The following is an 11,515-nucleotide window of genomic DNA, read 5'->3' as shown; positions in this document are numbered from 1 at the left end:
TGCTCCTACTCTCGGAGTCTCAAGACATCATTCGGCGGCGTGGGGAACGGCGCGGCCGGCACGGCTGTCCGATGCGACGGCATCGCTTCGTCCGCGCCACGAGGCCAGCATGGTCAGGATGGCGGTGACGGCGACCCAGAGACCCATGGCGGCCATGATCCCGGCCAGGCCCTCGGACCCCAGCGGCAGGTCGACGTCGTAGAAACCGGCGCCAGTCTTGGGGATGGCCTGCCCGCCCATGAAGACGGTCCAGCGGAACATCCAGGCCGAATGCAGGGCGATAAGCCCGGCCAGCCAGCCCAGGCCGCGCGGCTTGGCGAGGCCGAAGACCAGCAGCACGAAGGCGGTCATGGTCGCCCAGCCGGCCACGCCCATCCAGGTGTTGGAGTCGGCGACGATCTCCAGCGCGCGCGCTTCGGCCGCGCCCCGGCCGGTCCAGCCAAGCGCCAGCCAGACGGCGCCGTTCAGCAGCACCAGGCCCGAAAACAGGGCGAGCATGCGGTAGAAGCGGCGGTCGGTGACGGTGTCGTGGCCGGTGAGAAGGCGGTTGAACAGCAGGCCAAGGCCGGCGGCGCCGGTCAGGGCGGTGAACAGGAACATCACCGGCAGGGTGGCGGTGTGCCAGAGCGGCCGGCTTTCCACCACCATCACCTCCATGCCCGTGTAGACCACGACGGCCAGCGCAGCGAGGGCCGTCAGGCCGGCCATGGGCTTCACGAAGCCCGACAGGTCGCCCGAGCCCAGCGCCAGAAGCCGCGCCGGGGCGGGCCCTTCCTGAAGCGCCGGGCGCATTACCAGCCAGCCGTAGAACACCGCCAGGCCCACATAGGCGGGCAGCAGCAGCGAGCCCCAGCTCATCCACGACCAGGGGGTGAAGTGGGCGTAGAAATGCCAGAAGCGGCCGGGCTGGTGCAGGTCGGCCAGCAGCGCCACGGGAGCGGCAAGGGCCGCCGACAGCATGATGAGCACCGCGATCCGCCCCAGCCGGTCGCAGTCCGCCTTGCCGGCCAGGAAGCGCGGCAGCGAGAGGAAGGCGCCGGCCGTCGACAGGCCGATCAGAAAGAAGTAGGAGACGGCCCAGGGCAGCCAGGCGGCGTGCCGGCTGACGTTGACGGTCTCGATGATGTCGGGCGCGTTCATGACTCAGACCTCCCCGATCCGGTGGCCCTGGTCGTCGCGGACGACCCAAAGCGCGGCCTGACCGTCGACCTTGCCCTGGAAGCGGTCGTCCAGGCCGATGTAGAAGACGTGCGGGCTGGTGCCCTGCTCGGGCCGCAGCACCTTGACCTCGTGCTCGGCCAGCAGGGCGTTGACCGCGCTGTCGGGGTCGAGCAGGTCGCCGAAGACGCGGGCGCCGCCGGTGCAGGTCTCCACGCAGGCGGGCAGCAGCCCGACATCCGTGCGGTGGGTGCAGAAGGTGCACTTGTCGGCGGTCTGGGTTTCGGGATTGATGTAGCGGGCGTCGTAGGGGCAGGCCTGGACGCAATAGGCGCAGCCGACGCAGCGGTCGGCGTCGATCAGCACCTTGCCGTCCTTCTGCTGATAAGTCGCCTGCACCGGACAGACCGGCACGCAGGGCGGGTCCTCGCAGTGGTTGCACAGGCGCGGCAGCGTGTAGGTGGCGGCGGGCTGCGTCGGGTTGTCGGCGTCGCGCACCTCGTACTGCGAGACGATGGTACGGAAATCGCCCAGCGGCACCTGGTTCTCCATGGAACAGGCGACGGTGCACGCCTGGCAGCCGATGCACTTGCGCAGGTCCACCACCATGGCATAGCGCCTGGACGCATCGCCGCCCCGCCGCATGGGCGCGGCGGCGGCGGCCGTCTCGGCGGTGGCGACGCAGACGGCCGCGCCGGCGGTGACCGAGCAGGCGCCCCTCAGAAAGTCGCGGCGGCTCGAATCCATTGGTCTTCCCCTTCGGGTCCTTGGCATGAAGCGGGGCGGAGACGCATGCCTTCCGTCCATGTCTTCACGCTAGGCCCGCGTGGCTCTTGGGGGTATTGGGGATTACCCCAGGAAGCCTGAGGATATTGCTAAGGGATTGCCGTCAGGGAGCGTCGTCCTGGGCCGCATCGCCCAGGGTCATGAGCATCCGCGCCAGGTCGGCGGCGGAGTGGCAGGCCATCTTTTCCAGGCCGTTGTGGCGGTGGACCTCGACGGTTTTCTGGGAAATGTCCAGGTCGTGCGCGATCATCTTGTTCTGAAGGCCCTGCGCCACCTTGCGCAGGGTCTGGCGCTCGCGCGGCGTCAGGATGCGCCAGCGATCCAGCAGGGATTCGCGGTGGGCGCGCTCCGCCAGGCGTTCACGGTGGAGGTCGATGGCGGCCTGGATGCGGGCCAGCACCACACCGTCGTCGAAGGGTTTTTCCACGAAGTCGAAGGCGCCGGCCTTGAGCGCGCGCACGGCCATGGGCACGTCGCCGTGTCCGGTGATGAAGATGATGGGCACCGACGCAGCGCGCAGGCGCAGGGCTTCCTGCAACTCCAGCCCCGACATGCCGGGCATCCGCACGTCCAGCAGCAGGCAGGCCGGGCGGTCGTCGCGAAAGGCGCAGACGCAGGCATCGGCGGCGGCGTAGGACGCGACCTCGTAGTCGGCGGACCGGATGAGCCAAGTCAGCGAATCCCGCAGGGCGTCGTCATCATCGACGACATAGACCACCGGCGGCATGTCCTGGTGCGGTGTCTGAACCATGCCCAGGTGATAGCGCGCGGCGGGACCGGCGTCCAGGTTCAGTGGAGCCGCATGGGGCGCACGCGGTCGGAGATGGGGCCCACCAGACGCTCGATGCGGGCCTTGGTGCTGGGATGGGTGCGCAGGAAGCCGAGGCCCCGGCGCTGTCGCCCCGGTCCGCCGCCGATGAGACGCGCCAAACCGCCGGTGGGCAGCGTCTCCAGCTTCACCAGCGCGCGGGCAAGCCCGACGGCATCCCCGGTCAGCCGCACCGCGTCGGCGTCGGCGGCGAACTCCCGCCGGCGCATGAGCGCCAGGTGCAGCAGCGTCGCCGCCCAGGGCGCCAGGGCGATCAGGCCGACGACCCACGGGATCACGGGCTCCGGTGTCAGCAGGACGATCAGCACGGCGGCAATCAGGCCGAATACGGCAAGCGTGTGGATCACCCGGCCGAGCGCGGCGGCCAGGTTCATGAGCGTCGTGTCCTCGGCGGCGATGTGGGCGATCTCGTGGGCCAGCACGCCGCGCATCTCACGCTCGTCCATCACCACGGTCATTCCGTCGGAGAGGGCGAGGGCCGACCGGCTGGAGTCGCCCACCGCCACGGCCAGGATGCGGCCGCCGCGCACGCGGTAGAGGATGGGTGCCGCCTTCAGGCCGGCGGCCTCCGACAACTCGATCAGGATGGTGTAAAGCCCCGGTGCCTCCTCGGGATGGACCGGACGCGCGCCGATGACGCGCATGGCCAGGTCCACGGGCACCTTGGGCACCAGAACGATGGTCACCGCCATGGCGATCACGGCAACCGCAAGGCCGCTGGGCCCCGAGAGCAGCCAACCCACCAGCCCCAGGACAAGACCCATGGCCGTCAGCGACGCCAGGGCGTCGGGGCGCAGCAGGGCGCCCCGGCGGCCATGGTTAGAACTGACCCGTCTGTTGGACTTGCCGCAGGTAGGCCTCCACCTCGGCATGATCGACGAACAGGCCGGCGATCTGGGAGAGCAGAAGCAGCATGGCGGCGCGGTCCCAGCCGGTCAGCACCGGCGCGCCGGCGATGGGCTCGCGGCGGATGGCGGCGACGACGCCGATACCCAGAGCGCCGAAGAAGCAGATTTCGCTGAACGTGGCGGCGACCAGCGGCGGCGGCATCACGGACGAGACCAGGACCGCAAAGGCGATTGCCAGGGCGACGCTGATGAGCGAGCGGCGATTGAAGTCCGTGCGGCCCCGGTTGCCGGGACCGCCGCCCGGCCCCCGCCCGCCCGAGCCGTTCCCGCCGCCGCCCTGCGAGGGGCCGTCGTCGGGGTCGGGGTCGTTGCGGAAAAAGCCAGGGGCTTTCATGGCGGTGGTCCTTCTGTCAGGCCGGCGTCGATGGTCCATGCTGGAGATAGTGGTTTTTGCCGTTCAATCAACGCGGAAACAAGGTCTTGCGTGGCGAAAACGCGGCGCGGGCCGTTGGGCCCGCGCCTGGATGCATGGCATGTCGGGGGCCGCCCGTCAGGCGGCGGTGGTTTCCGTCTTCTCGCCTTCGGGTGTGGCCGTCGTGCCGGCCTCGATGGTCGCCGCGCCCGAGCCGCCCTTGATGGCGATGCGCTTGGGCTCGGACCGCGCCTCGGCGGGCTTGCGAACCTTCAGCGTCAGCACGCCCTTGTCCACCGTCGCGTCGACGGCGTCGGTGTCGACGCTGTAGGGCAGGCGGATCGACCGGGCGAAGCTGCCGTAGGTCCGCTCGACCACATGACGGCCCTCTTCCTTGCTTTCCTTTTCCTCCTTCTTTTCGCCCTTCACGGTGAGCATGTCGCCGGTCAGGTCGATGGTGAGATCCTTCTCGTCGACGCCCGGCAGTTCCATGGAAACGATGATATCGGTTTCGGTCTCATCGACATCCATGCGCGGCACCATGGTCCCGGCCGCGGTCAGGGCCGGAGCGGCCCAGCGGCCGGTGAAGGCGTCGTCGAACAGGCGATCCATCTCGCGGCGGAACGCGGTGAAAGGATCGGTGTCGCGGGTGGCGGGGCTGGATGCATGGCGCCCGCCCGTCCACGGAACCAGCGTTCTCAGGTCAAGCATCGCATCCTCCCACGACTGTGCGGAAGGCGGGAGCGGCGGCGGTGTTCGCGCGGGCCGCCGGACCCGACGTCCCGGAAGGGATACCTGCATGGCGGTGGAGAAGGCGCGACCGGCGCCCTTCCGCCGTCACAGCCCTATTGTACGACCGCCATTGAAAGGCCGGAAAAGAAAAAGGGGCGCAGATGCGCCCCTTCGGAAGGACGATCCCGCCGGGTCGGGATCGTCCAAATTATCGCTATCAATCCAGATGCTTGCCGGCAGTGATGTAGATGATCCAGCTCATCATCACCACGACCATGAACAGGCCGAAGTACAGGATGCCGTACAGGCCGAAAATGAAGATGGAGGTGTAGCCCAGAAGACCCGCCAGCGCCACCAGGGTGACGCCCAGGCCCTGCAGCGCGGTCTTGGCGCGCGGGTGCAGGCGGGTGCCGCAGTCTGCCGTCCAGTCGAACAAAGGCGCGCGCTTCAGGGCGGCATTGAGCACCAGCACGATGACACCGGCAGCGGCGAAGGCCGCGACCAGTTGGCCGAGGAAAACGGTGGAGCTGGTGGCCTCGGCCACCGCGGGCAAGGCGAAGGAGGCCGCGGCGATCAGCGCGAACACCGCGCTCATCACCCAGTTTCCGGCATAGCGAATGGAGAACATCGGGGATGTGTCCTGGCTGTTGTCGATGAGGATGCGTCAGGGCGGCATGCCATTACCATGTGCGCATGTATTCCGACAACAAGACTCGACTAAGCCATAAAGATAAAAGGGGCACCCCATAGGAGATGCCCCTTTCAAAACAGTAAATAAAGTAAGGGAAAGGGCCCTGGCGCCTTTTGTGCTCTAGTCCAAGTGCTTGCCGGCGGTCAGGTACACAACGAAAACCAGCATGGCGATGGCCAGCAGCACCATGGGTATGATGAAGACCGGCCATTGGAAAATGTAGAGTGCAATGTAGAAGGCAAGGCCTGCCAACCCGACGCCGACGACGCCCAGCGCCTGGAGCCCAGCTTTCACCTGCGGATGAAGGTGCTCGCCCTTGTCGTCGGACCAGTCGAGGCGGGGCTTGCGTCCCATGGCGGCGGCACCCAGGAAAACCAGGATGCCGACGGCGCTGCCGATGGCGAGCAGGGTCAGAAGGGCGTCGACGCCGCCCGGCAGTTCGGCGGTCGATCCGACCACCTGGGCGATGACGATCACCACAAAGAAGAAAAGGGCGACCGCCAGATTACCGGCATAACGGGGTGAGAACATCCTACCTCCACTGTCCGATTTTTGTCGTTCAGGCGAGGCTCAGACCGCGATTCCCTTCGCCGATGCAGGCACCATCGAGAAGGCGTCGACCAGCGGATAGACGATGTACCGCAGGCCAGCCGCCGCCACCAGCAGGAGAACGGCAGTCGTCAGCATCAACCGAAGACGAGCGTACCACGCCGGCGCCAATCCCGACAGTACCGCTCGGCGATCTGCGATGAAGGCCGCCAGAAAGCCCAGCATCAGGACCCCGTGCTGCAACGGTGGTCCGAAGGCCAGCGCGGCCCAGCCGACCAGCGAGGGCATGACGCCCCAGATCAGAAGGGCGCGCGGAGCGCCATAGGGCATCCGCAGCACAAGCCCCCAATGCACCGCACCCAGAAACGACAGGATGACGGCGCCATAGCTCATCTGCGCTTCCAGCGCCATGGAATCGAAGGGGTGGCGGAACATCCAGACGCCGACCGTGCCGATCACGAAGGGGATCAGCCCGGCAATGGCCAACCACCACGCCATGCGCTCCAGCCGGCGTTCTTCGGCGTGCGGATCGCGGGCGTGGGGTTCGCTGGCTGAGGATGATGTGACGGTGCTCATGGGCGCCTCCCGGCGGCGGCTGGATCGGCGGAGGCGGGGCCTCCGTCTTAACCATACGCTCGACATGGGCGCGCGGATCGGAGGCCGCAAGGCAGTCGGAAGATGAAGCTTCAGTGGAGAAGCGAAAAGCCCGCCCCGCGGCTGCGGGGCGGGCTCTCGGTACTGCGCGGTTTCACAGCCGCAATCAGTCGGTCTGCTGCTGCTGACCGCCCTGCTGGCCGCCGGTTTCCCCGCGCATGTCCTGGCCGGCCGGCTCCATGGCGGTCTGCGCCGGGCCCTGCATGCGCCCGTAGTCGAACGGCTCCATCTCGGCCATTTCGTCGGGGGCGTAACGCAGGTCATAGGCCTCGGCGTCGGGGCTCCAGCCATAGCGGTAGCCGTAGAACGGATAGGCATAGGCGCCGCCCATGCCATAGCCGGCGTAGTCCGGCTGCACGACCACCGCGTCAAGCTTGCCGTCCTGGGTGAAAATGGCGTCGTCAATGTAGCCGTAGCCGGCGCCGTTGTTCAGCACCGCGTAGTCGTCGATCAATCCGGTCAGCTTCCACGTGTTGCGGCCGGCGATCAGGTCCTCGTCGACCACGCGCGTGGACTGCAGGTTGCTCTTGTTGACGATGCCGGGCTCGGCGTAGAGGCCGTACTGGTCAAGATTGTCTTCGTCAACCGGGATCTGGAAGCCACCCTGGGTCATCTTCACTTGGTCCCAGGGCACGGCGACGTGGGTGTCGCCGATGTCCAGGAAACCGCCGATTTCGGCGATGATGGCGACGATCTGGTTGTCGCGGTCGAGGATGACGTTCTCGACGTCGCCGATGTCGTCCATGTTGGGGCCGAAGACGTCCGCGCCGAGCATGGTCTCGGCGCGCAGGCCGCCCTCGTACAACTCGTCATAGTTCCACTGGCTGAGAACCTGAATGTCCTGGTTCTGGCCCTGCTGCTGTTGCTGCTGCTGGCCCTGGGCCGCCTGCTGCTGGTCCTGCATCTGCTGGTTCTGATTGGCGCTGTCCTGGGCCAAGGCGGCGCCGCCCAGGGTCATGGCGATGGCGAGGGCGGAGACTCCAATGTGCCTGGTCATGCTGTCGATCCTCCGTTGCCCTGATGAGGTTGGATTGTGCCGGAGAAACGCGGCGCGCTGTCCAGAGTTCGCGCATCGGCATAAAAGCAAAGCCCCGCCCGAACCAATGCGGGCGGGGCTTCTACTATACCCGGAATATCGTACTCTTCTTTCTGAAGTCTTGCCTTACTCTGCCGCGGTTGCCTGGGGCGCCGGACTGCGGAACACTTCCAGAAGATGCTGCTCGCGGGCCTTCTGTTCCTCAACGTTGCGGTCAAGGATATGGCCGAACCCGCGCATCTTCAGCGGCAGTTCCGCGATCTCGACGGCGATGGTGTGGGTGTCGTGGCTCATGCCGCGGCACAGTTCGTCCACCACCTGCTCATACTCCGCGATGAGGCGGCGCTGGAGCTTTCGCTCGGCCGTATAGCCGAAGATGTCCAGCGGCCCGCCGCGCAGGCGTTTGAGCTTCGCGAGCGTGCGGAAGGCGCCCATCATCCAGGGGCCGAAGGTCGTCTTCTTCAGGCGGCCGCTCTCGTCCTTCTTGGCGAGCAGGGGCGGGGCCATGTGGAAGGTGATCTTGATGTTGCCACCCTCGAACTGGTCCTTCAGCGCGGCGTTGAAGCGGCCGTCGGTATAGAGGCGCGCGACCTCGTACTCATCCTTGTAGGCCATCAGCTTGAAGGCCGAGCGGGCGACGGCCTCGGCGAAGCCCGTGCGGCCGGGCGCGCGATCGGCCTCCGCCTTCGCCGCCTTGTCCACCAGCGCCTTGTAGCGCGCGGCGTACGCTTCGTCCTGATAGCCGGTCAGGAAGTCGACGCGGCGGGCCACCAGCTCGTCGAAGGTCTCCGACAGCTTGCGGTGGGAAAGCTGCGCCTGCGTCTCGGCGTCGTCGGCGCTTTCCACCACCGTCTCCACCTTGGCGGGGTCGACGGCATAACGGCGACCCCACAGCATGGCCGTCTTGTTGGCCTTGACGGCCACACCGTTCAGTTCGATGGCCTTCTCGATGCTCTCGAGCGTCAGGGGGATCAGCCCCTTCTGCCAGGCATAGCCCACCATGAACAGGTTGCTGGCGATGCTGTCGCCCATCAGCGCCGTCGCGACACGGGTGGCGTCGACGAAGCTTGCAGCGTCCCGGCCCACGGCATCCTCGACGGCGTGCTTTACCTCCTGGTGAGGGAAGGCGATGTCGGGCTTGGCGGTGAAGTCGGCGGTCATTGTCTCATGCTCGTTCACCACCGCCGCGGTGTGGCCGGTGCGGGCCTTGGCGAGCACGTCGAAGGTGCCGGCCGTCAGCATGTCGCAGCCCAGCACCAGCCGCGCGTTGCCGGCGGCGATGCGGCTGGCGTGCAGGCGCGAGGGTTTCTCGGCGATCTGCACATGCGTCACCACCGCGCCGTTCTTCTGCGCCAGGCCGATCTGGTCAAGGACGGAGACGCCCTTGCCCTCGATGTGGCCGGCCATGCCCAGCAGCGCGCCGATGGTCACCACGCCCGTGCCGCCGATGCCCGTCACCACGATTCCGTAGGGATCGGTCGTGTCGGGCAGGGTGGGACAGGGCAGGGTGCCGAAGCCGTCGTCGCCGCCGGCGTCCTTGCCCGCGCCTTCCGGCGTCTTCTTGCGCACCTTCGCGCCTTCGACGGTCACGAAGCTGGGGCAGAAGCCGTTGACGCAGGAATAGTCCTTGTTGCACGAGGACTGGTCGATCATGCGCTTGCGGCCGTATTCGGTTTCCACCGGCTGCACCGCGACACAGTTGGACTGCACGCCGCAGTCACCGCAGCCTTCGCAGACCAACTCGTTGATGAAGACGCGCTTGTCGGGGTCGTGCATCTTGCCGCGCTTGCGGCGGCGGCGTTTTTCGGCCGCGCAGGTCTGGTCGTAGACCATGATCGTCACGCCCGGCGTTTCGCGCAGTTCGCGCTGGATGGCGTCCAGGTCGTCGCGGTGATGGACCGTGGTGCCCGGCGCGAACTCATAGCCCATGGGGTACTTGTCCGGCTCGTCGGAGACCACGACGATCTTCTGCGCGCCCTCCGCCCGCAATTGCTGCGTCATCTGGGCCACGGTCACCGTGCCGTCGACGGGCTGGCCGCCCGTCATGGCGACGGCATCGTTATAGAGGATCTTGTAGGTGATGTTCGCCTTGGCCGCGATCGACGCCCGGATCGCCAGAATGCCGGAATGGAAGTACGTGCCGTCGCCCAGGTTGGCGAAGATGTGCTTTTCCTCGGTGAACGGAATCTGGCCGATCCACGGCACGCCCTCGCCGCCCATCTGGGTGAAGGTGGACGTGCTGCGGTCCATCCAGGTGACCATGTAGTGGCAGCCGATGCCGGCGACGGCGCGCGAGCCCTCGGGCACCTTGGTCGAGGTGTTGTGCGGGCAGCCGGCGCAGAAGTAGGGCAGGCGCTTGACGGGGCTCACCGGCTTTTCCAGCGAGCGCTCCTTGTTCTCCATCCACTCGAGCCGCTGCTTGATGCGGTCGGAGGTGAAGAACTGGCCCAGCCGCTCGGCGATCACGCGGGCGACGCGGGCGGGGCTGAGTTCTCCGTTCGACGGAAGGATCCAGTTCCCCGCCTCGTCGAACTTGCCGACGACGCGCGGGCGCACGTCCTCCCGCCAGTTGTAGAGCTGTTCCTTCAACTGGTTCTCGATCAGCGCGCGCTTTTCCTCGATGACGAGAATCTCGTCCAGGCCCTTGGCGAACTCGCGCACGCCCTCGCGCTCCAGCGGCCAGGGCATTCCGATCTTGTAGACGCGGATGCCGGCCTCGGCGGCCAGCCGCTCGTCGATGCCCAGGTCTTCCAGGGCCTGGCGAACGTCCAGATAGCTCTTGCCGGTGGTGACGATGCCCAGCCGCGGCTTCGGGCTGTCCATCACCACGCGGTTGATGTTGTTGGCGCGCGCGAAGGACAGCGCGGCGTAAAGCTTGTGCTTCATCAGCCGGTGTTCCTGCTCCAGCGGGCTGTCGGGCCAGCGGATGTGCAGGCCGCCCTCCGGCATCTGGAAATCCGTCGGCATCTGGAAGCGCAGGCGGGTCGGATCGACGGTGATGGAGGCGGAGCTGTCGAGAATTTCGCCCAGCGCCTTGAAGGCGACCCAGCAGCCGGAATAGCGGCTCAGCGCCCAGCCGAACAGGCCGTAGTCGATCATCTCCTGGACGTTCGACGGGTTCAGGACCGGCATCATGAAGTCCATGAAGGCGTATTCGGTCTGGTATGCGACCGTCGACGACTTGGCGGCGTGGTCGTCGCCCGCCACCACCAGCACGCCGCCGTTCTTCATGGAACCTGCCATGTTGCCGTGGCGCAGCACGTCGCCGGAGCGGTCGACGCCCGGACCCTTGCCGTACCACATGGAGAACACGCCGTCGTAGTTCGCCTGCGGGAACAGGTTGGTCTGCTGGCTGCCCCAGACGGCGGTGGCGGCCAGATCCTCGTTCACGCCGGGCTGGAAGTGGACCTCGTGGCGCTTCAGGTGCTCGCGCGCCTTCCACAACTCCTTGTCCAGGCCGCCGAGCGGGCTGCCGCGATAGCCGGAAATGAAGCAGGCCGTGTTGAGGCCCTCGGCCAGGTCGCGCTCGCGCTGCATCATCGGCAGGCGGGCCAGCGCCTGGATGCCGGTGATGAAGATGCGCCCGCTCTCCTGGGTGTACTTGTCGTCGAGCGTGACGTTGGCGAGGAAGGTCATGCCATGTCTCCCGGTTCCCGGGGCGCGGTTCGCCTCAAGCCTTCGGCCGGCGCCGCGACCCTGTTCCTTGTTTGGATCGTCCCTGAGATTTAATCACGGGAAACGCCTGTTACAACGAGGAAATACCCGTTGCAACACTCGGATAATGAACGAACGCGGGGCGGCCCACGGCGCGAAATTGCAT

At 67.0% G+C, this 11,515-nt stretch carries 11 protein-coding genes; all 11 read right to left on the bottom strand.

Features of this window, described 5'->3' with window-relative positions; translation table 11 throughout:
* Positions 1-27: 27 nt before the first annotated feature.
* The 11 genes from nrfD to LG334_RS11910 all read right to left on the bottom strand — a co-directional run bounded on the left by nrfD (position 28) and on the right by LG334_RS11910 (position 11,331).
* Positions 28-1,140: an NrfD/PsrC family molybdoenzyme membrane anchor subunit gene (nrfD, locus tag LG334_RS11960; protein ID WP_404378399.1), complete on the bottom strand. Its 1,113-nt coding sequence runs from the start codon at positions 1,138-1,140 to the stop codon at positions 28-30.
* Between the two features lie 3 nt (positions 1,141-1,143).
* On the bottom strand, positions 1,144-1,905 hold the full coding sequence (gene dsrO / locus LG334_RS11955) for a sulfate reduction electron transfer complex DsrMKJOP subunit DsrO (RefSeq protein WP_404378398.1): 762 nt from the start codon (positions 1,903-1,905) through the stop codon (positions 1,144-1,146).
* A 142-nt stretch (positions 1,906-2,047) separates the two neighbouring features.
* Positions 2,048-2,695 carry a response regulator transcription factor gene (locus tag LG334_RS11950; protein WP_404378397.1) on the bottom strand — a complete coding sequence of 216 codons (648 nt, stop codon included), beginning with the start codon at positions 2,693-2,695 and terminating at the stop codon, positions 2,048-2,050.
* A gap of 38 nt (positions 2,696-2,733) precedes the next feature.
* Positions 2,734-3,537, bottom strand: a complete 804-nt coding sequence (locus tag LG334_RS11945; protein WP_404378396.1) for a zinc metalloprotease HtpX — start codon at positions 3,535-3,537, stop codon at positions 2,734-2,736.
* A 55-nt stretch (positions 3,538-3,592) separates the two neighbouring features.
* The gene (locus tag LG334_RS11940; RefSeq protein ID WP_404378395.1) at positions 3,593-4,015 is read right to left on the bottom strand and encodes a hypothetical protein; all 423 of its coding nucleotides are present in this window, start codon (positions 4,013-4,015) and stop codon (positions 3,593-3,595) included.
* A gap of 156 nt (positions 4,016-4,171) precedes the next feature.
* On the bottom strand, positions 4,172-4,744 hold the full coding sequence (locus LG334_RS11935) for an Hsp20/alpha crystallin family protein (RefSeq protein ID WP_404378394.1): 573 nt from the start codon (positions 4,742-4,744) through the stop codon (positions 4,172-4,174).
* 238 nt (positions 4,745-4,982) lie between these two features.
* Positions 4,983-5,393, bottom strand: coding sequence for a hypothetical protein (locus LG334_RS11930; protein WP_404378393.1), 411 nt, complete (start codon positions 5,391-5,393; stop codon positions 4,983-4,985).
* Positions 5,394-5,576: 183 nt separating this feature from the next.
* Entirely contained in the window at positions 5,577-5,987 is a 411-nt protein-coding gene (locus LG334_RS11925) for a hypothetical protein (protein WP_404378391.1), read from the bottom strand.
* Positions 5,988-6,026: 39 nt separating this feature from the next.
* A complete protein-coding gene (locus LG334_RS11920) occupies positions 6,027-6,581 on the bottom strand; it encodes a DUF3429 domain-containing protein (protein ID WP_404378389.1) in 555 nt (184 codons plus the stop codon).
* A gap of 184 nt (positions 6,582-6,765) precedes the next feature.
* Positions 6,766-7,656 (bottom strand): PRC-barrel domain-containing protein, encoded by an 891-nt coding sequence (locus LG334_RS11915; protein WP_404378388.1) that lies wholly within the window; start codon positions 7,654-7,656, stop codon positions 6,766-6,768.
* A gap of 165 nt (positions 7,657-7,821) precedes the next feature.
* Positions 7,822-11,331, bottom strand: coding sequence for an indolepyruvate ferredoxin oxidoreductase family protein (locus LG334_RS11910; protein WP_404378386.1), 3,510 nt, complete (start codon positions 11,329-11,331; stop codon positions 7,822-7,824).
* Between the last annotated feature and the right edge of the window lie 184 nt (positions 11,332-11,515).

This window comes from Caenispirillum salinarum (assembly GCF_044803115.1).
Taxonomy (GTDB): domain Bacteria; phylum Pseudomonadota; class Alphaproteobacteria; order Rhodospirillales; family Rhodospirillaceae; genus Caenispirillum; species Caenispirillum salinarum_A.
This window is presented reverse-complemented; position numbering and strand designations above follow the sequence as displayed.